The sequence below is a fragment of the Rhodoferax sp. GW821-FHT10B06 genome (assembly GCF_059415605.1).
The window spans coordinates 139,428-159,381 of sequence record NZ_JBWKNO010000007.1 but is presented as its reverse complement, the minus strand read 5'-3'; the positions used below and the strand labels follow the sequence as shown (position 1 = coordinate 159,381).

The 19,954-nt window shown below is 59.3% G+C and carries 20 protein-coding genes; 18 read left to right on the top strand and 2 right to left on the bottom strand.

What is annotated here, in order from left to right; translation table 11 throughout:
• The first annotated feature begins 154 nt into the window (after positions 1-154).
• The gene (ilvN, locus tag AC07O2_RS13340; RefSeq protein WP_295960339.1) at positions 155-646 is read left to right on the top strand and encodes an acetolactate synthase small subunit; all 492 of its coding nucleotides are present in this window, start codon (positions 155-157) and stop codon (positions 644-646) included.
• Positions 647-776: 130 nt separating this feature from the next.
• Positions 777-1,793: a ketol-acid reductoisomerase gene (gene ilvC / locus AC07O2_RS13335; RefSeq protein ID WP_495076224.1), complete on the top strand. Its 1,017-nt coding sequence runs from the start codon at positions 777-779 to the stop codon at positions 1,791-1,793.
• Positions 1,794-1,889: 96 nt separating this feature from the next.
• On the opposite strand, the gene AC07O2_RS13330 is transcribed toward ilvC, so the two are convergent.
• Positions 1,890-2,645 carry a PP2C family protein-serine/threonine phosphatase gene (locus AC07O2_RS13330; protein ID WP_495076223.1) on the bottom strand — a complete coding sequence of 252 codons (756 nt, stop codon included), beginning with the start codon at positions 2,643-2,645 and terminating at the stop codon, positions 1,890-1,892.
• 130 nt (positions 2,646-2,775) lie between these two features.
• On the opposite strand from AC07O2_RS13330, the gene AC07O2_RS13325 reads away from it, so the two are divergent.
• Both AC07O2_RS13325 and yoaA read left to right on the top strand, forming a co-directional pair.
• Complete coding sequence (locus AC07O2_RS13325) at positions 2,776-2,979, top strand: YdcH family protein (RefSeq protein WP_495076222.1); 204 nt, start codon at positions 2,776-2,778, stop codon at positions 2,977-2,979.
• Positions 2,979-4,988 carry a DNA repair helicase YoaA gene (gene yoaA, locus AC07O2_RS13320; RefSeq protein WP_495076221.1) on the top strand — a complete coding sequence of 670 codons (2,010 nt, stop codon included), beginning with the start codon at positions 2,979-2,981 and terminating at the stop codon, positions 4,986-4,988. The genes AC07O2_RS13325 and yoaA overlap by 1 nt, the downstream gene beginning before the upstream one ends.
• Here yoaA and AC07O2_RS13315 read toward each other — a convergent pair.
• Positions 4,951-5,757: an outer membrane protein assembly factor BamD gene (locus tag AC07O2_RS13315; protein ID WP_495076220.1), complete on the bottom strand. Its 807-nt coding sequence runs from the start codon at positions 5,755-5,757 to the stop codon at positions 4,951-4,953. The genes yoaA and AC07O2_RS13315 overlap by 38 nt on opposite strands.
• Before the next feature lie 86 nt (positions 5,758-5,843).
• Here AC07O2_RS13315 and AC07O2_RS13310 point away from each other — a divergent pair, with 86 nt between their 5' ends.
• The 14 genes from AC07O2_RS13310 to hflX all read left to right on the top strand — a co-directional run bounded on the left by AC07O2_RS13310 (position 5,844) and on the right by hflX (position 19,950).
• The gene (locus AC07O2_RS13310) at positions 5,844-6,785 is read left to right on the top strand and encodes an RluA family pseudouridine synthase (protein ID WP_495076323.1); all 942 of its coding nucleotides are present in this window, start codon (positions 5,844-5,846) and stop codon (positions 6,783-6,785) included.
• Between the two features lie 135 nt (positions 6,786-6,920).
• Complete coding sequence (gene scpB, locus AC07O2_RS13305; protein ID WP_495076219.1) at positions 6,921-7,610, top strand: SMC-Scp complex subunit ScpB; 690 nt, start codon at positions 6,921-6,923, stop codon at positions 7,608-7,610.
• Positions 7,603-8,943 carry a pseudouridine synthase gene (locus AC07O2_RS13300; protein ID WP_495076218.1) on the top strand — a complete coding sequence of 447 codons (1,341 nt, stop codon included), beginning with the start codon at positions 7,603-7,605 and terminating at the stop codon, positions 8,941-8,943. The genes scpB and AC07O2_RS13300 overlap by 8 nt, the downstream gene beginning before the upstream one ends.
• Positions 8,944-9,071: 128 nt before the next feature.
• Positions 9,072-9,497, top strand: coding sequence for a nucleoside-diphosphate kinase (ndk, locus tag AC07O2_RS13295; RefSeq protein ID WP_490593745.1), 426 nt, complete (start codon positions 9,072-9,074; stop codon positions 9,495-9,497).
• A 76-nt stretch (positions 9,498-9,573) separates the two neighbouring features.
• Positions 9,574-10,722, top strand: coding sequence for a dual-specificity RNA methyltransferase RlmN (gene rlmN / locus AC07O2_RS13290; protein WP_495076217.1), 1,149 nt, complete (start codon positions 9,574-9,576; stop codon positions 10,720-10,722).
• Between the two features lie 3 nt (positions 10,723-10,725).
• Positions 10,726-11,559 carry a type IV pilus biogenesis/stability protein PilW gene (pilW, locus tag AC07O2_RS13285; protein WP_495076216.1) on the top strand — a complete coding sequence of 278 codons (834 nt, stop codon included), beginning with the start codon at positions 10,726-10,728 and terminating at the stop codon, positions 11,557-11,559.
• Positions 11,552-12,460 (top strand): helix-turn-helix domain-containing protein, encoded by a 909-nt coding sequence (locus tag AC07O2_RS13280; RefSeq protein WP_495076215.1) that lies wholly within the window; start codon positions 11,552-11,554, stop codon positions 12,458-12,460. The genes pilW and AC07O2_RS13280 overlap by 8 nt, the downstream gene beginning before the upstream one ends.
• Positions 12,460-13,725 carry a flavodoxin-dependent (E)-4-hydroxy-3-methylbut-2-enyl-diphosphate synthase gene (gene ispG / locus AC07O2_RS13275; protein WP_495076214.1) on the top strand — a complete coding sequence of 422 codons (1,266 nt, stop codon included), beginning with the start codon at positions 12,460-12,462 and terminating at the stop codon, positions 13,723-13,725. Before AC07O2_RS13280 ends, ispG begins: the two co-directional genes overlap by 1 nt.
• Positions 13,726-13,803: 78 nt before the next feature.
• Positions 13,804-15,093 carry a histidine--tRNA ligase gene (hisS, locus tag AC07O2_RS13270; RefSeq protein WP_495076213.1) on the top strand — a complete coding sequence of 430 codons (1,290 nt, stop codon included), beginning with the start codon at positions 13,804-13,806 and terminating at the stop codon, positions 15,091-15,093.
• A 13-nt stretch (positions 15,094-15,106) separates the two neighbouring features.
• A complete protein-coding gene (locus AC07O2_RS13265) occupies positions 15,107-15,805 on the top strand; it encodes a YfgM family protein (protein ID WP_495076212.1) in 699 nt (232 codons plus the stop codon).
• Positions 15,805-16,941 (top strand): outer membrane protein assembly factor BamB, encoded by a 1,137-nt coding sequence (gene bamB, locus AC07O2_RS13260; protein WP_495076211.1) that lies wholly within the window; start codon positions 15,805-15,807, stop codon positions 16,939-16,941. Before AC07O2_RS13265 ends, bamB begins: the two co-directional genes overlap by 1 nt.
• Positions 16,942-16,972: 31 nt before the next feature.
• A complete protein-coding gene (gene der, locus AC07O2_RS13255; protein WP_495076210.1) occupies positions 16,973-18,313 on the top strand; it encodes a ribosome biogenesis GTPase Der in 1,341 nt (446 codons plus the stop codon).
• Between the two features lie 108 nt (positions 18,314-18,421).
• Entirely contained in the window at positions 18,422-18,673 is a 252-nt protein-coding gene (gene hfq / locus AC07O2_RS13250; protein ID WP_490593736.1) for an RNA chaperone Hfq, read from the top strand.
• 107 nt (positions 18,674-18,780) lie between these two features.
• On the top strand, positions 18,781-19,950 hold the full coding sequence (gene hflX, locus AC07O2_RS13245) for a GTPase HflX (RefSeq protein ID WP_495076322.1): 1,170 nt from the start codon (positions 18,781-18,783) through the stop codon (positions 19,948-19,950).
• The last annotated feature ends 4 nt before the right edge of the window (positions 19,951-19,954 follow it).

Sequence of the window (19,954 nt, the reverse complement as noted above, 5' to 3'; positions counted from 1 at the left end):
CCAGGTCTTCAAGCCAAATATGGCTCTGGCGCAGGTACTGCCTGCGCTGGCAGCTATCAATTCGATAGTATTAACTTTCTGACGAATCTATTGCCCGCCAAGCCCGCGCATTACCGTGCACGGGGGAGGGCGGCGAAAAGAGGAATCTAGTCTTATGAAACATATCATTGCTGTCTTGCTGGAAAACGAACCCGGTGCGCTGTCGCGCGTGGTCGGCCTGTTTTCCGCCCGTGGTTACAACATCGAGTCGCTGACGGTGGCTCCGACCGAAGACGCCACCTTGTCGCGCATGACCATCCAGACCTCCGGCTCGGACGACGTGATCGAACAGATCACCAAGCACCTGAACCGCCTGATTGAAGTGGTCAAGGTGGTCGATCTGACCGAAGGCGCGTATACCGAACGTGAGCTGATGATGGTCAAGGTGCGGGCTGTCGGCAAGGAGCGCGAAGAAATGAAGCGCATGGCCGATATCTTCCGTGGCCGCATCATCGATGTGACCGAGAAGAGCTACACCATTGAACTCACCGGTGACCAGGGTAAGAACGATGCTTTCCTGGAAGCGCTGGATAGCGGCGCGATTCTGGAAACCGTGCGTACCGGTGCCAGCGGTATCGGCCGTGGCGAGCGCATCCTGCGGGTTTAGTTTTGAGTTGTCCGTACGCGCGTTTCGACGGGCTCAACGCGAACGGACTATTTTTGGCGATTGCGTATTACGTTCGCCCTGGGCCTGTCGATGGGCATTTCGCCAAACCTTTAATTTTTGAAAGCAGAACATGAAAGTTTTTTACGACAAAGACTGTGACCTCAGCCTGATCAAGGGCAAGACGGTCGCCATCATTGGTTACGGCAGCCAAGGCCATGCGCACGCGCAAAACCTGAACGACAGCGGCGTCAAAGTCGTGGTCGGTCTGCGCAAGGGCGGCGCTTCCTGGGACAAGGTTGGCAAGGCCGGCCTGAACGTGCTGGAAGTCAACGACGCGGTCAAGGCCGCTGACGTGGTCATGATCCTGCTGCCTGACGAAGACATCGCTTCCGTCTACAAGAACAACGTCGAACCCAACATCAAGCAAGGCGCTTCGCTGGCCTTCGCCCACGGCTTCAACGTGCATTACAACCAAGTCGTGCCCCGCGCTGACCTGGACGTGTGGATGGTTGCCCCCAAGGCCCCTGGCCACACCGTGCGCAACACCTACACCCAGGGTGGCGGCGTGCCCCACCTGGTGGCCGTGCACCAGGACAAGACCGGCAAGGCCCGTGATCTGGCCCTGTCGTACGCGATGGCCAATGGTGGCGGCAAGGCCGGCATCATCGAAACCAACTTCAAGGAAGAAACCGAGACCGACCTGTTCGGCGAACAAGCCGTGCTGTGCGGCGGCGCTGTCGAACTGATCAAGATGGGTTACGAGACCCTGGTCGAAGCCGGCTACGCTCCTGAAATGGCCTACTTCGAGTGCTTGCACGAACTGAAGCTGATCGTGGACCTGATCTACGAAGGCGGCATTTCCAACATGAACTACTCGATCTCGAACAACGCCGAATACGGCGAGTACGTGACCGGTCCTGAAGTGATCAACGCCGAATCCCGCGAAGCCATGCGCAACGCCCTGAAGCGCATCCAGACCGGCGAATACGCCAAGATGTTCATCCTGGAAGGCCGTACCGGCTACCCCAGCATGACCGCTCGTCGCCGTCTGACGGCCGAGCATTCGATTGAAAAGGTCGGTACCCAGTTGCGCGCCATGATGCCTTGGATTGCCAAGAACAAGCTGGTTGATCAAACCCGCAACTAATTTTCCTGCGTGCGGCTGCTACAGCGGCACGCGGTGAGAATGGCAAAGAGCCCGCCAACCTTCAGGTTGGCGGGCTCTTTGTGTATGGAGGCGCGCTTACAGTGTGGAGATGTGCACCAAAACCAGGGAAAGATTGTCACCCGTGCCTCGGGCGCGCTTACGCGCTTGCTCTATCAGGATTGCGCTGGCCTCGCGCGGTGGCAGGCTGGACAAGATGCTGCCCAATTCATTGTCTGTAAAGTAGTGCCAAAGACCGTCGCTGCAGGCCAGTAGCGTATCGCCAGGTTGTAACTGCAGCTGCAGGTGCTCGTCTACAGGCGGGTCGGCCTCTGTGCCCAGGCAGCCCAGCAGGATGTTGGCGTTGGGGTGTGTATTGGCTTCTTCGGGTGTGATTTCGCCACGCTCCACCAGGTTTTGCACAAAGGAATGGTCTAGCGTGCGCTTGACGAGTTGCTCCTTGTGGAAGTGGTAAATGCGAGAGTCGCCGGTATGCGCCCAGTGGCACTGGCCTTGTGGGGTAATCAAAAACAAGGCGGCGGTGCTGTGTGGCTCTTCCTCCGCAGAAATGGCGGTCAGCTTGATGACCAGGTGGGCCTCCGCAATGATGTTCTTCAGCAGGTTGCGCGGGTCGTCGTTATAGGGATCAAAGCGTTCGAAGAGTTGGCGGGCGGTCATCATGACCTGGTCGGATGCCTTGCGACCACCGCTTCGGCCACCCATGCCATCGGCTACCGCAGCCAATACACAGCCGTGCACGCGGGCATGGCTGAGCAGTAGGAGCTGGTCTTGTTGGTATTCGCGATCGCCTTTGTGAAGGCCCGTCGAAGCGGTAATCCGAAAACCTGGGGACATATATGAAATGCTTAGTTCTATGGTTGGCGCAGGGAGCGGGTCCGCACATAATGTGTGGATAAACTTTACTTGTCCGTATTATCCAGCCAAGCTGGAATGCGTCTGGCTCTTCTTGTTCTAGATCGTCGCCTTGAATCCCAACCTCCACTCCCCTGAACGCCAACTGATCGAATTGCGCATGGAGCACGCCGATTTAGACGCCAGCATTGACCACTTGGTTGAGCATAAACCACTGGATGAATTGATGCTGCAAAGGCTGAAAAAGCGCCGCCTGGCCCTGCGGGACAAAATTGCGCGCTTGGAAATGTCACTTGATCCCAAAGAGCCAGCTTGATGGGCCTGGGTCAGCGGGTTCAAGAGGTCTTTGCGTCTGACGGGGTTCTGGCGCGCACCACCAGTAATTACAAGCTCCGTCTTGGCCAATTGGATATGGCTTTAAGTGTGGCCAAGACCATTGAAGAGGGCGGGGTATTGGTGGCCGAAGCCGGGACCGGCGTAGGCAAAACTTTTGCGTATCTGGTGCCGGCGTTGCTGAGCGGGGAGCGTATCCTGCTGTCTACAGCAACCAAGAATTTGCAAGACCAATTGTTTGCACGTGACCTGCCATTCTTGGTCCGTGTTTTGGGGCTACCCTTGCGCATTGCTTTGCTTAAAGGGCGTGGCAGCTATTTGTGCCTGCAGCGCCTGGAGCAGGCTCGTTTTGATTTCCATCCGGTGGACCGTTCTGAACTGCAGAACTTGGCCGATATTGAGCGCTGGTCCCTTGTGACCCGCAGCGGAGATATGGCTGAACTTGACGCTTTGGACGAGCGTTCAACCTTACTGCCGAGGGTGACATCAACACGTGAGAATTGTCTAGGCTCCCAGTGTCCCAGGGTTCGCGATTGCCATGTCAATCTGGCCCGTCGAGAGGCGTTAGCGGCGGATGTGGTGGTGGTGAACCACCATGTTTTTTTTGCCGATCTTGCTGTACGAGAGAGCGGGATGGCCGAATTGTTGCCTACTACGCGGGTAACAATTTTTGACGAAGCACATCAGCTTAACGAAACCGGAGTTCAGTTTTTGGGCACCCATTGCACAACCGGGCAGTTGCTGGATTTTGCCCGAGACCTGCTTGCCACAGGCTTGCAGCAGGCGCGGGGCCTGGTGGATTGGCTGCAAACAGTTTTTGCAGTGGAACGCGCCGCGCGTGAGCTGCGGCTGGTGGTGGGGAAGGCCGGCCCGAATACGCGCTTGCGCTGGACGGGTCCGGCGCCAGAAGGTCTGCAGGAGGATGTTTGGTGTGAGGCCATGGCGGACATGGTTGAAGCTTTGCAGCAAGCGGCGATGGCTTTGGATATGGTGAGTGAGCTGGCTCCTGACTTTGTGCGACTGCATGAGCGGGCTATGGCACTGCGCGATGTGATTTTGCAGTTTTCGCGGGAAAACTCTTTACAGGGTGTGCGCTGGCTGGAGGTGGGCATGCATCTGCGCCTGACAGAGGCTCCTTTGGATATTGCGTCGGCTGTCAAAGCAAGACTTTTCGGGGCGGATGTTGCGGACACCGGAAAATCCTGGGTATTTACGTCAGCGACCTTGGGCGATGATGCGCAATTGAGCTGGTTTACCGAACGCTGTGGACTCCATGGTGCAAGCTGTGTTCGCGTGGCGAGTCCATTTGACTATGCTGAGCAGGCTGGCTTTTATGTTCCACGCCATTTGCCCAAACCTGGCGAGTCATCGCACAGCGCCCAGGTGGCGCTCTTTGCGGCAGACGCCGCGCGCAGTTTGGGTGGGCGCACCATGGTTTTGACTACGTCTCTGCGTGCCTTGCAGGTGATAGGCGATGCGTTGCAGGTAGCGTTTGCCGGCGATCTGGCGCTAGAGGTTTTGGTGCAAGGGCATAAGCCTAAGCGCCGCTTGATCGAGCGCTTCCGCCAAGGGGCATTCAACGGCCAGCCAGGCTGTGTGTTGGTGGCTTCGGCATCATTTTGGGAGGGGGTTGATATTCCTGGCGACGTGCTACAGCTCGTCATCATCGATAAGCTGCCGTTTCCGCCACCCAATGATCCGGTGGTAGAGGCGCGAGCTCAGCGAATTGAATCAGAGGGGGGAAATCCCTTTATGGAATATTTCGTGCCAGAGGCCGCCATTGCATTGAAGCAGGGTGCCGGGCGCTTGATTCGCCACGAAACAGACCGAGGCTTGCTAGTGGTTTGTGATGTGCGTCTTGTCAGTATGGGCTATGGCAAGCGTCTGCGAGCCGCATTGCCGCCCATGCGGATCTTGAAAACGGAAGCCGAATTTCAGACGGCCTTACAGGCGCTTACCAAATCTTCCACCACGGAGAATCCTTGGCCTTGAAGCCTTGGCTCACGTATTCACTTTTGGGATAGTTTTGCGCCAGTATGCGTTGCGTGTCATCGCGCAGCTGCGTCATGCCCAGGGCTTCGTATGACTTGACCATGATGTACAAGGCCTCTTCACGTGCAGGGGCATTCTGGTAGTCCACCAGGGCGGACTGGGCGCGGTTGATGGCTGCTACATAGGCTCCGCGGCTGTAGTAATAGCGCGCAACATGCACTTCGTATTGGGCCAGCGAGTTGACGATATAGACCATGCGCTGCAGGGCGTCGGGCGTAAAGCGAGACTCGGGGAAGCGGGTGCTCAGCTCCTTGAAGGACTCAAAGGATTCCTTGGCTGCTTTCTGGTCGCGTTCGGACAGATCTTGCCGGGTTACGAAGGAGAATAGTCCTAGGTCTTCGTTGAAATTGACGATGCCTTTGAGATATAGCGCATAGTCCAGTGCAGGGCTGGCGGGATGCAGCTTGAGGAATCGGTCCAGCGTGGCCAGGGCTTGCGCCTTGTCGCCTGATTTGTAGTATGCGTAAGCTTTTTCTAGCTGAGCCTGCTGTGCCAACGGCGTGCCTGCGGCGCGGCCTTCCAGCTTTTCAAACAAGCCAATGGCCTTGTCATAGGCGCCGGAGTTGAGCTCATCCTTGGCTTCGGAGTAAATCTTGTTGGGGCTCCATCCCACCGTTTTATCTTCGGTCACGGTGGAGCAGGCAGATAGGCCGAAAGCCAGAACGACGGCCAACAGGCCAGGGAACACCGATAATCTAGAGCGCAACATCACTGGCCACTTTCTTGAAACTAAGCGATTTGATTATATCGACCGACCTTGCTGCTGACGGCTCGGCAGAAAACCTTCCGGATCCTCTGGAGGTGGAGTCAGAGCAGCGCGCATTACATATTGCCGAAGCTTTGCATGGGCAGAGGCTGGACCGCGCTTTGGTAGAGCTGGTGCCGGAGTTTTCGCGCAGTTATCTGCAGCAATTGATAGAGGCTGGGGCGGTGACTCTGAATGGCCGGCCTGCACTAAAGCCTGCGGCCAAAGTAAAGGCCGGGGATGCAGGTGTTATTGAGTTGCGCCCTACGCAGCAAAGCCAGGCTTTCAAGCCCGAGCCCATGCTATTGGATGTGGTTTTTGAAGACGCTTTTTTGCGCGTAATCAATAAACCTGCTGGCTTGGTGGTGCATCCGGCTCCGGGAAACTGGAGCGGAACTTTACTCAACGGACTGTTGGCGCGCGATGTGCAAGCCCAGATGCTGCCGCGGGCAGGCATCGTTCATCGGCTGGATAAAGACACCAGTGGTTTGATGGTCGTGGCCAGAAGTCGGGCCACTATGGATGCACTGGTGGCCATGATCGCGTCCCGAGACGTGAGTCGCCAGTATCTGGCTTTGGCGCACAAGGCCTGGACTGGCCCCGCAAACCGTAGTTTGGACGCATCGATTGGGCGTGATCCGCGCAATCGCCTGCGCATGGCCGTGGTTGATTTGGCCTTGCATACGGGTAAAACTGCCAGGACCGATGTGGCTCTGCTGGAGAATTGCGACCAAGGCTGCCTGGTTCGCTGCACCTTGCATACGGGCCGCACCCATCAGATCCGGGTGCATATGGCTGCCGCTGGGCACCCTCTGGTGGCGGATGCTGTGTATGGCGGTACCGCTGCTGCCGGAATGGCCCGCCAGGCATTGCATGCGACCCAGCTCGCATTTGTCCATCCGATGACGGGGGAGGCTTTGCGATTCCATGCGCCACTGCCGCAGGATATGCGCCTTGCCTTGGTCGACTGGGGTCTCAGTTACAATGGCTAAAAGCGTTTGATGCTCGGGCTTGGGTCCTGACGCTATCAGTTTTTTGACGACACCCCAGCGGGTCGCGTGTACCGTGAGTTCCGCGCTGTCGATTTTGCGTCCTTGAATGGCGTTTTCCCCGGAATAGTTACATACATGAATACGGCAGAGGCCAAGCGCGTCCTCGAGGCTGCACTGATTTGTTCGCAGCAACCTTTGTCTGTGCGCGATATGCGTGTCCTGTTTGACGATGCTCTTAGTGCAGACACTGTGAAGTCCCTGCTGCAGGATTTGCAAAGTGAATGGTCACAACGCAGCGTGGAGCTGGTCAATGTGGCGAGCGGCTGGCGTTTTCAAAGTCGCCCTGAGATGCGTGAGTACTTGGATCGTTTGCATCCCGAAAAACCGCCGCGTTATTCGCGCGCGACATTAGAAACCTTGGCCATCATTGCCTATCGTCAGCCGGCTACCCGAGGGGACATGGAGGAGATCCGCGGTGTCACCATTAGTGCGATGATCATCAAGCAACTGGAAGACCGTGGCTGGATTGAGGTCATTGGTCACCGTGAGACGGTGGGGCGTCCCGCATTGTTTGCAACCACGCGCCAGTTTTTGGACGATTTGGGCCTAGCCTCCCTGGACCAGCTGCCTCTGGCGGATGACCCTGTGCAAAGTGCCGAGTTGCTGGCCTCTTTGACGCAAGCTGAAGACTTTGCGCAAGCGGCATTGCCGATTGATAACCCCGCTGTGGATGTTTCCCCAGCTTCGCTGGAGCCCTCCGAGCCTCCTTTTGCTCCCCTCACCGCCAGCGGTGATTCTCCGATAACAAGTTCGCCCCATGCATAACACTCCTGTTGACCCCGCGCCGTTTACGCCTCCTGCTACGGAAGATCTGCCCGTGGGTGTCGAAGCCAGCTCTCGGCCCGCGCCGGCACCGTCGGATGACGCTGAAAATCGTTTTCTGGATGTGGTGTCGGGGCAGTTTGATGCCGACGAAGAAAGTGCCGACATTCCACCGCTGAAACGCGTGCTGGCGCCTCTTGCGGAGAGCCCGAAGTTGCACAAGGTGTTGGCCCAGGCTGGTATGGGCTCGCGCCTGGAGATGGAGCAGCTGATTCTGGAGGGTCGCATTTCGGTTAACAACGAACCTGCCCATATTGGTCAGCGCGTCCAGTACGGGGATTCGGTCAAGGTCAATGGCAAGCCGGTGCGTTTTCGCATCGAGCCGCCTCCGGCTCGGGTGATTGCGTACCACAAGCCTGTAGGCGAGGTGGTGACTAATGACGACCCGCAAAATCGTCCTACCGTGTTCCGTAAATTGCCGAAATTGTTCCAGGGTAAGTGGCAGTCAGTGGGGCGGCTGGACCTGAATACCGAAGGTCTGTTGCTATTCACCAGTTCGGGCGAGCTGGCAAACCAGTTGATGCACCCACGTTTTGGGCTGGAGCGCGAATACGCGGTGCGCGTGCTGGGTGCCTTGAGCAAGGAAGAAAAGCAGCGCCTGCTCGATGGCGTCAAGCTGGATGACGGTATGGCTTCGTTTGGCAGCATCGAAGATGGTGGTGGTGAAGGTTCCAATTGCTGGTACCGTGTGACCATTTCCGAAGGCCGTAACCGTGAGGTTCGCCGCATGCTGGAAGCCGTGGGCCATGCGGTCAGCCGGTTGATTCGCATTCGCTACGGTGCCATGTTGTTGCCCCGCGGCCTCAAGCGCGGCGGTTGGATGGAGCTCGACGATCGCGATATCCAGGCCTTGGTGCATGCGGCCAACAAGGCGCCCGCGAGTGAGTTCGATGAGGTGCCGCGCCAGGCCCGTGCCCCTAGCCGCCGCCCGCCCAATCCTGCCGATGCCCGTAGTGCCCCGAACCGCACACGGGGTGGTCGCAACACGGGTGGACGAGGCCCCCGTCCATCGGGTGTCAACCCACCTGTAGGCCCGAATCCATTGGTGACCAACCAGATTGGCGGCAAAGGCCGTGGTCAAGGTCGTAAGGATATGGCGGACCGGACTCCTAGTGGTGGTCAGCCAGATCCGATGAAGACCGCTTTTGGCTACATCGGTGCCGATAGTTTTACCCGGCAGCGCAAAGAGCCGAACCAGGGTGGGCCACGACGCAGTGGGGGCTCTGGTGGCAGCGGTAACGGCGGGCCACGCCGCAGTGGTGGCCGTAACCGCTAATTGTGGATGAGAGCAAGGCAATTGCTCGCACCACTACAACCTATTCATAAAGTGGGCATGCCGGCGGGTTAAACTCGCAGGCTTTGCTTTGTTGGCAAAATTTCAAAAAACCTAAGTTCAGGAAAATCATGGCTATCGAACGTACCCTCTCCATCATCAAGCCCGACGCAGTCGCCAAGAACGTGATCGGTCAAATCTATGCACGCTTTGAAGCAGCTGGCCTCAAGGTTGTGGCAGCCCGCATGGCGCACCTTTCGCGCGGCGAAGCTGAAGCGTTCTACGCTGTGCATAAAGCCCGTCCTTTCTTTAAGGATCTGGTGGACTTCATGATTTCCGGTCCTGTGATGATCCAGGCCCTGGAAGGCGAAAACGCCATTCTGAAGAACCGTGACCTGATGGGTGCAACGGACCCCAAGAAGGCTGACGCCGGCACCATCCGTGCTGACTTCGCTGACAGCATCGACGCCAATGCCGTGCATGGTTCTGACGCTGCTGAAACCGCCAAGGAAGAAATCGCCTTCTTCTTTGCTGGCCTGAACGTTTACTCCCGCTAACTATGTGCACCCTCATGCTTCGCTGCCTCTGCAAGAGGGCATCGCTGGTGGGGGTGAGCCCTGAGCGGCGCCTGAAATGACGACCAATCTGCTCGAGTTTGATCTCGACGGCTTGGCCGCATTTTGTGAACGGCTCGGGGAAAAGCGTTTTCGCGCGACACAGTTGTTCCGCTGGATACACCAGCGTGGAGCCACAGAATTTGACCAGATGAGTGATCTGGCCAAGTCTCTGCGCGGTAAATTGGCCGGCAGCGCGCATGTGCAGGGCTTGCCGGTCATCAGTCAGCATGCATCCACTGATGGCACCATCAAGTGGTTGTTTGATGTGGGCGAGGGCAATGCCGTTGAGGCGGTGTTTATCCCTGAGAGCGACCGCGGCACGCTGTGCATTTCATCCCAGGCCGGTTGCGCTGTAGGCTGTCGATTTTGTTCCACCGGGCACCAGGGCTTCAGTCGCAATCTGACCACCGGTGAAATCGTGGCCCAGCTATGGTTTGCTGAGCACTTCTTGCGTAAACACCTCAAAACCGAAGATCGCGTCATCTCCAACGTCGTCATGATGGGGATGGGCGAGCCTTTACAGAATTACAACGCTTTGGTGCCAGCTCTGCGGGTGATGCTGGACGACCATGGTTATGGTTTGTCGCGCCGCCGGGTGACGGTTTCTACTTCTGGCGTGGTGCCCATGATCGACCGCCTGGCGCAGGATTGCCCTGTAGCCCTGGCGGTGTCGTTGCATGCGCCGAACAATCCCCTGCGTGACAACCTGGTTCCATTGAACCGTAAGTACCCCTTGGCCGAGCTGATGGAGTCGTGCAACCGCTATTTGGAGCGTGCCCCACGGGACTTCATCACCTTTGAATACTGCATGCTGGATGGCGTCAATGACCAACCCGAGCATGCCCAGGAGCTGATCGCACTGGTGCAGCAATACCGCCACCCCGGCGTGTGGTGTAAGTTCAATCTGATTCCCTTCAACCCCTTCCCAGCGTCGGGCCTGTTGCGTTCGCCCCTGGCCCGCGTGGCGGCATTTGGCAAACTGTTGAGTGACGCCGGTATCGTGACAACGGTGCGTAAGACCCGGGGTGACGATATCGATGCGGCCTGTGGTCAGCTGGCCGGTGACGTCAAGGACCGCACCCAGGTGGTGAAACGCATGGCCCAGCAGCGTATGGTGATGATGGCGCAGGTGCCGCCAGTGGTTGAATCGTCCAAAGGGGTCTGAGGAATGCAAAAAAAACTGCGGGGTAACAGCCTATTGGGGCTGTTGGCTGGATGTGCCATGGTGCTGTGGCTGGCCGGGTGCGGCGCGCCTGGGCATGTGACGCCTGCGGTCGCCGCCAATCCAGGCACCCAGACTGACATCGTGACGGCGTCAGATGAACCAGAGGCTCGCAAGCATGCACGTACCCGCCTGCAATTGGCGATCGGCTATTTCGAGCAAGGCCAAACTACGGTGGCACTGGACGAGCTGAAGCAGGCCCTGGTGATTGACCCCTCGTTCTCTGATGCTTTCAATCTGCGCGGCCTGATTTACATGCGCTTGAACGATTTGCGTCTGGCGGAAGACAGTTTCCGCCGGGCTCTTGCCTTGAACCCGCGTGAGCCCAACACCATGCACAACTATGGCTGGTTGATGTGTCAGCAAGGCCGATACGCGGAATCCGTGCAGATGTTCGAACAGGCCTTGGCCAACCCCATCTATAGTGCGCGCGCCAAAACACTGATGACGGAAGGTCTTTGCCAGCAGCGCGCCAATTTGTTGCCCGAGGCGGAACGCAGTTTGTCACGCTCTTATGAGCTCGATCCCGGCAACCCCATCACCGGCTACAACCTGGCGACTTTGTTGTACCAACGTGGCGAATGGACACGTGCCCAGTTCTATATCCGCAGAATCAATAATTCCGAGCTTGCGAATTCCGAGTCCTTGTGGCTTGGCATCAAGGTGGAGCGCCGCATGGAGAACCGTGAGGCAATGATGCAGCTGGTGGATCAGCTGCGAAAGCGTTATGCACAATCCCGCGAGCTGGCGGCGTATGAGAGAGGGGCATTTGATGAATGAGTCAGTGGTGCCTGCGGCACCCGTTGCAGTGGAGTCTGAAACCCTGGCCCAGGGTGAGCCTTCGGCTGTGCGGGCCGGGCAGCTCTTGCGGCAGGGACGTGAGGCTGTGGGCCTGCATGTGGCAGCCTTGGCGGTGTCGCTCAAGGTGCCGGTGGGTAAGCTGGAGGCCCTGGAGGCCGGCCGCTTGGATGCCTTGCCTGACGTCATGTTTGCGCGAGCCTTGGCCGCCAGCGTATGCCGTAGTCTCAAGATCGACGCTGCACCAGTGCTGGCCCATTTTCCCCAGGGAGCTGCCTCGCGCCTGGGCGCGGCGGACTCGGCGATCAATGCGCCTTTCAGGCAGCCGCATGCGGGGCCACGTTTCGGCCTGAAGGGGCAGATGCCCAGTCCGTCCGTCGTGGCCGTTGCGCTGTTGTTGATTGCGGCTTTGGCTGTCTTCTTGTGGCCGAAAAGCAAGGAAGAGGCGTCGGAGGTGTCCCAAGGTGTGGATACCTCTACGGTTGTTGCTACACAGGCTCCTGTTTCGGAACCCTCGGCGGAGCCTGCGCCGGCGGCTTCTGCTGCGCTGCCAACTCCGGTCGCGGTGGCGCCTGTTGCAGCGCCTGTGGCCTCGGCGCCCGTTGTGGCTGCTGCTGCCAGTGCTCCGCTCACTGCTGCCAGCGCACCCTCCATCATGGTCATGACGGCTACGGGGGAATCCTGGGTGAAGGTCACCGATGCCAAGGGCGTAGTGGCTTTTAGCCGTACGCTGAATGCGGGCGAGGTCGTCCAGCCATCAGGTACCCCGCCGTTCAATATGGTGGTGGGGCGTGTGGATGCCGTGCAATTGCAAGTACGTGGCCAGGCTTTTGACATGACGCCTTTTGCCAAAGACCATGTTGCCCGATTCGAGGTGAAGTAATGGACTTCCTGACGCCTGTAGAGGCTGCCGCGCCGCGCGCGCGCAATAGCTACCAAGCCCATGTGCGCTGGGGCTCCCGCGATGTCACAGTGGGCGGCAACGCCCCCGTGCGCATCCAGTCCATGACGAACACCGACACGGTGGACGCCATCGGCACGGCCATCCAGGTGAAAGAGTTGGCCCTGGCCGGCTCGGAGATGGTGCGCATTACCGTCAATACCCCCGAGGCCGCCCAGGCCGTGCCCTATATCCGCGAACAGCTGGACCGCATGGGCATCGATGTGCCGCTGGTCGGTGACTTCCATTACAACGGCCACCGTCTGCTGACCGAGTTCCCGGCCTGCGCCGAGGCTTTGTCCAAATACCGTATCAACCCTGGCAACGTGGGCAAGGGCGACAAGCGCGATCGCCAGTTCGGTCAGATGATCGAAGCCGCGGTGCGCTGGAACAAGGCCGTCCGCATCGGCGTCAACTGGGGCAGTCTGGACCAGGAGCTGCTGGCCGGCCTGATGGACGAAAACAGCCGCCGCGCTGTGCCCTGGGACGCCAAACCGGTGATGTACCAGGCGCTGATCACCTCGGCCGTGGAATCCGCCAAGCTGGCCGAATCCATGGGCTTGGCGCCCGAGCAAATCATTCTGTCTTGCAAGGTCAGTGGCGTGCAGGACCTGATCTCGGTCTACCGCGCCCTGTCGCAGCGCTGCCGCTATGCGCTGCACCTGGGCTTGACCGAAGCCGGCATGGGCACCAAGGGCACAGTGGCTTCCAGCGCTGCCCTGGCTGTGTTGCTGCAAGAAGGCATTGGCGACACCATCCGCGTCTCGCTGACGCCGCAGCCCGGCGAAGCCCGTACCCAAGAAGTCGTGGTCGCGTCGGAAATCTTGCAGGCCCTGGGCTTGCGCAGCTTTGTGCCCAGCGTCACCGCCTGCCCCGGCTGCGGTCGCACCACCAGCACGACATTCCAGGAACTGACCAAGCAGATCGACGACTTCCTGCGCGCGCAGATGCCGGTCTGGCGCAAGCAGTACCCAGGCGTCGAGGCCATGAAAGTGGCCGTGATGGGTTGCATCGTCAATGGCCCGGGCGAGAGCAAGCATGCCGACATCGGCATCAGCCTGCCGGGCACCGGCGAGGCGCCGGCCGCGCCGGTGTATATCGACGGTGAAAAAAGCGTCACCCTGCGCGGCGACAACATCGCCCAGGAATTCCAGGTCATCGTCGAAAACTACATCGCCAAGCGCTTCGGTGCGGCTGCGATTGCGTAGTCAGATTTAAGCATCAAATCGGCCTCTAGCGCATATTCGGTATGCGCTAGTAGCTATCAAATAATAGTAATTGGATTTATGGCTGACAAACTCACTGCCGTCAAAGGCATGAACGACATACTGCCGCCCGACTCTGCGCGCTGGGAATGGCTGGAAGACAAGGTCCGCACGCTGATGGCGCGCTCGGCCTACCGCATGATCCGCACGCCGATCGTCGAGCCCACCGCCTTGTTCGTGCGCGGCACCGGCGAGACCACCGACATCGTCGAGAAGGAGATGTACTCTTTTGAGGACCGATTGAATGGTGAACAGCTGACGCTGCGGCCCGAAAACACGCCCGGCGTGGTGCGCGCGGCGATCCAGCACAACCTGACCTATGACGGTGGTAAGCGCCTGTACTACATGGGCCCGATGTTTCGCCACGAGCGGCCCCAGCGCGGCCGCTACCGACAGTTCTACCAATTGGGCGTGGAGGCCTTGGGTTTTTCCGGCCCTGAGGTCGACGCCGAGATCATGCTGCTGGCCAGCGAGCTGTTTGCCAACCTGGGCCTGCGCAATGTGCGCGTCGAGCTGAACAGTCTGGGCGTGCCGGCCGAGCGCCAGGCGCACCGCGCCGCGCTGATCGCCTATTTCGAACAGCACCGCGACTTGCTGGACACCGATGCCCAGCGCCGTTTGCTGACCAATCCGCTGCGCATTCTGGATACCAAGAACCCAGCCATGCAGGCCATGGTGCAGGACGCGCCGCAGCTGCTCAGCTACCTGGGCGAGTCTTCGCTCAAGCATTTGGACACGGTGCAAACCTTGCTGACCGGCTGCGGTGTGCAGTGGACCGTGAACCCGCGTCTGGTGCGCGGCCTGGACTATTACAGCCACACGGTGTTCGAATTCATCACCGACGAGCTGGGCGCGCAGGGCACCTTGTGCGGCGGCGGTCGGTATGACGGTCTGTTCGAGCTGCTGGGTGGCAAGCCTACACCGGCTGTCGGCTGGGGCATGGGCATCGAGCGCGTGCTGGAACTGATCAAGGAGCAGGGCGCCGAGTTGCCTGCGCAAGCGGCCGACGCTTATGCGGTCGTGCCTGATATCGCCGCCTTGCCGGTCGCCATGCAAACCTTGCAGACCCTGCGCCGCGCCGGCGTGCAGGTGCAAATGCACGCTGGAGCCGGCGAGGGCATGGGCAGCATGAAGTCGCAGCTGAAGAAGGCCGACGGCAGCGGCGCCCGGTTTGCGTTGATCTTTGGCGCCGACGAGCTGGCGCAAAACCTGGTGACGGTCAAATCCCTGCGCGACGGCAGCGGAGTGCAAACCACCCAGTCCCTGGCCGATGTGGCCACCTGGGCACCGACCCTACAATCGAACGCTTGACTCTTAGAACCTTATGGCAAACCACCTCGACCTTGAAGAACAAGAACAGCTTGACGAGCTCAAAGCTTTCTGGAACCGTTTTGGCAATTTGATCACCTGGTCCTTGATTGTGGTGCTGGCCGCATTCGCCGGCTGGAACGGCTACCAGTACTGGCAGCGCAGCCAGGCGGCCCAGGCGGCCGCCTTGTACGACGAGGTGGACCGCGCATCCAAAGCCGGTGACGTGGCCATGGTGGAGCGCGCTTTTTCCGACATGAAGGACAAGTTCGGCCGTACGGCATTCGCCCAGCAGGCCGGCCTGCTGGCTGCCAAGAGCCTGTATGAAAAGAGCAAGCCAGATGAAGCCAAGGCGGCCCTGACCTGGGTGGCCGAGCAGTCTTCTGACGAGGGCTACCAGGCCATCGCCCATTTGCGTCTGGCCAGCGTGCTGCTGGAGGCCAAGAGCTACGACGATGCTTTGAAGCAGTTGTCGGGCAGCTTCCCCAAGGATTTTGAACCACTGGTCGCCGACCGCAGGGGCGATATCTACCTGGTGCAAGACAAGAAGACCGACGCCATCGCCCAGTACCAGATCGCCTACAAAGGCCTGGACGAACAAGACCAGTACCGCCGTCTGGTAGAGGTCAAGCTCAACAGCCTGGGCGTGGACCCGCGTCCTGCAGTCCCCGTGGTCACGCCTGCAGGCCCTGTCTCTGTGGAAGTCAAAAAATAATGAAAAATATGCCTTTTGTGCAGATATTTCGTGCGCCGGTAGCTATTGTTTTGGTAGCGGTGCTGGCTGCCTGCTCCAGCACCCCCGAAAAACCCAAGCCCGTAGATTTGCCCGCCAACGTGGCCTTGCTGGGCGTTCGTACTGCCTGGAACGTAAGACTGGGTGAGGCGGGGTTCCCAATGTCCGTCAACGTCTCGGGTGGGACGGTTACCCTGGCGGGTGCCGATGGCGCGGTGTCGGCGCTGGATGCGAAAAGCGGCCAATCGCTGTGGCGTGTGGCTGTAGGCGGTCCCTTGTCTGCCGGCGTGGGCAGCGACGGCACATTGACGGCCGTGGTCACGCGTGACAACCAGGTAGTCGGCCTGCAGGCCGGTCGCGTGTTGTGGCGCCAGCGCCTGGCAGCCCAGACCCTGACCGCGCCGCTGGTGGCCGGCGGGCGTGTGTTCGTGTTGGCTGCTGACCGTTCCGTCAATGCCTTTGATGGCGCCACGGGCCGCAAATTGTGGAACCAGCAACGCACCGGCGAGGCCTTGGTGCTGAGCCAGTCAGGCGTGCTGATGGCCGTGGGCGATACCTTGGTCGCCGGCATGTCCGGCCGCCTCGTGGGCCTGAACCCGAACAATGGCAGTACCCGTTGGGAGGCGCCGATCGCTTCGCCCCGTGGTACCAATGACGTGGAGCGTCTGGTGGACCTGGTGGGTGGCGTCAGCCGGGTTGGTGATGTCGTGTGCGCACGGGCCTTCCAGGCTGCGGTGGGCTGCGTGGATGCGTCTCGTGGCGCTCTGTTGTGGACCAAGCCTGACGTGGGCTCCGTTGGGGTGCATGGAGATGACCGCTTTGTTTATGGCTCCGAAGACGATGGCAATGTCGTCGCTTGGCGCCGTATCGATGGTGAGCGCGCCTGGGTTTCCGAGCGTTTGCGTTACCGCAACCTGTCTGCGCCGCTGGCAGTGGGCCGCTCGCTGGTGGTGGGCGATGGTACGGGTCTGGTACATTTCGTCTCCCGCGAAGACGGTTCTCTCTTGAACCGCTTGCCCACCGATGGCTCGCCCATCGTGACTCCCCCCGTATTGGCGGGCAACACCGTTGTCGTTGTGACCCGCAGCGGCGGTGTTTTTGGCTTTCAGCCTGAATAACTAATTTGCGTCAGCCGATCTGCGCCATACCATGAAACCAGTCTTGGCCTTAGTCGGTCGCCCCAATGTGGGCAAATCTACACTCTTCAATCGCCTCACCAAGTCGCGTGATGCGATCGTGGCGGACTTCGCCGGTCTGACCCGCGACCGCCACTACGGCAACGGCCGCCAGGGCAAGCACGAATACATCGTGATTGATACCGGCGGCTTCGAGCCGGATGCCGAAAGTGGTATCTACAAGGAAATGGCCAAACAGACGCGCCAGGCGGTTGCCGAGGCTGATGTGGTGATCTTCGTGGTGGATGCCCGCGGCGGCCTGTCTGCCCAGGACCACGATATTGCCAAGTACCTGCGTCGCCTGGGCAAGCCCTGCATACTGACGGCCAACAAGGCCGAAGGCATGAAGGAAGGCCACCAGTTGGTGGATTTCTATGAACTGGGTCTGGGCGAGGTGTATCCCGTCTCGGCAGCGCACGGGCAGGGCATTCGCGGCCTTGTCGATCTGGCGCTGGCTCCCTTGAATCTGCCCGATCCGGATGAAGAGGTCGAGGCCGAAGACATCGGCGTGACCAAGCTGGCCGTGGCGGGCCGCCCGAATGTGGGCAAATCCACGCTGATCAATACCTGGCTGGGCGAAGAGCGACTGGTGGCATTTGATATGCCCGGTACGACCCGTGACGCCATCAGTGTGCCCTTCGAGCGCAACGGCCACAAGTTCGAGTTGATCGACACCGCCGGCCTGCGCCGCAAGGGCAAGGTTTTTGAAGCCATCGAGAAGTTTTCGGTGGTGAAGACCTTGCAGGCGATCGAGACCTGCCATGTGGTGCTGCTGCTGATTGACGCGACCCAGGGCGTGACCGACCAGGACGCCCATATCGCTGGCTACATCCTGGAAAGCGGGCGCTCGGTGGTGCTGGCAATCAACAAATGGGATGCTGTGGACGCCTACCAGCGGCAACTGGTGCAGCGCTCGATCGAGACCCGACTGGCGTTTTTGAAGTTTGCGTCCATGCATTTCATCTCGGCGACCAAGCGCCAAGGCCTGGGACCTTTGTGGGCGTCCATTCTGCAGGCGCACCAGGCGGCGATGTGCAAGATGTCCACGCCGGTGCTCACGCGTCTGCTGCTGGAGGCTACGGCCTTCCAGAGCCCGCAGCGTGCCGGTATGTTCCGTCCCAAGCTGCGCTATGCCCACCAGGGCGGCATGAACCCACCGGTCATCATCATCCACGGCAATTCGCTGGAGCATGTGACCGACGCGTACAAGCGCTTTCTGGAAGGTCGTTTCCGCAAGGCCTTCAATCTCACCGGTACGCCATTGCGTATCCAGATGAAGTCGGCAGCCAATCCTTACGCCGATAAAGACGACTGAACGAGTCTCAACAATTTTGGTGGGGCCTTAGGCATACCTAGTGTAAGTACGGGTATCGCTGTGGTAAGGTCCAACCTTCTTTAACATCTTCACAACACGGAGAATATCGTGAGCAATAAAGGGCAGCTTCTTCAGGACCCATTTCTCAATACTTTGCGTCGCGAGCATGTGCCAGTGTCGATTTACCTCGTCAATGGCATCAAGCTGCAAGGCCAGATTGAGTCTTTTGACCAGTACGTTGTGCTGTTGCGCAATACCGTGACCCAGATGGTGTACAAGCACGCCATTTCGACTATCGTTCCTGGCCGTGCTGTGAATTTCTCCGCTGCGGATGAGTCGGCCCCCGACGCAGCCGCCTGAGATTGCCGGTCATTCTTTTGGTGACCGGGCTTCTGCAACGCTGCCCGGTCCACTAAAACCTCCCCCTCTACCTGTTTCCTGATTTGAGTTCTCTTGATTCGCCTGACATGCCACTGGCCGTACTGGTCGGTGTTGATTTGGGGGCACCGCATTTTGACAAAGAACTTGAAGAGCTGGGCCTGTTGGCAGACACCGCGGGTATGCGTGTGGTTGCCCGCATCACCTGCAAGCGCCAGGCACCCGATGCTGCGCTGTTTGTAGGCAGCGGCAAGGCTGATGAGATCAAGCTGCTGGCGCAAATGCATGGCGCGACCGAGATTCTCTTCGACCAGAGCTTGAGCCCCGCGCAGCAGCGCAATCTGGAACGCCACTGTGAGTTGCCGGTCAACGACCGGACCATGCTGATCCTGACCATTTTTGCCCAGCGCGCGCGCAGCCACGAAGGTAAGTTGCAGGTGGAACTGGCCCGGCTGCAATACCTGAGCACACGTTTGGTCAGGCGCTGGTCGCATTTGGAGCGACAGAGCGGCGGTATCGGTATGCGCGGAGGCCCAGGTGAAAAGCAAATCGAGCTGGATCGCCGTATGCTGGGCGAATCCATCAAGCGCACCAAAGAGCGCTTGCAAAAAGTGGTGCGCCAGCGCAGCACGCAGCGGCGCCAACGTTCGCGCCGCGATGCCTTTACGATTTCTTTGGTCGGCTATACCAACGCCGGCAAATCCACACTATTCAACACCTTGGTGAAGGCACGGGCCTACACCGCCGACCAGTTGTTTGCCACGCTGGACACCACTACTCGTCAGCTATACCTGGGTGAGGCCGGGCGGTCCGTGTCCTTGTCCGACACCGTGGGGTTTATCCGCGATCTGCCGCACGGATTGGTGGATGCGTTCCGAGCAACCCTGCAAGAAGCAGCCGATGCCGACTTGCTGTTGCATGTGGTGGATGCCTCCAACCCGAACTTTCCTGAGCAGATGGCCGAAGTCGGCATGGTGCTGAGAGAGATAGGTGCTGACGACGTGCCCCAACTGCTGGTATTTAACAAGCTGGATGCCCTTGATAAATCGCGTTGGCCGCTCCAGATGCAAGATGAAATCGAGGTAGATGGCCAGCAGGTCCCTCGAATTTTTTTAAGTGCCCGTACCGGAGACGGAATGCCGGCGTTGCGGCAGAAGCTGGCGGAACTGTCCTTGGCCAAAATGTCCAAGGCAGATGCCCCCACGCAATCCCCGGAATGGCTCGGCGATGGTGTTTCCATAGGCACAATACAGGAATGACAAC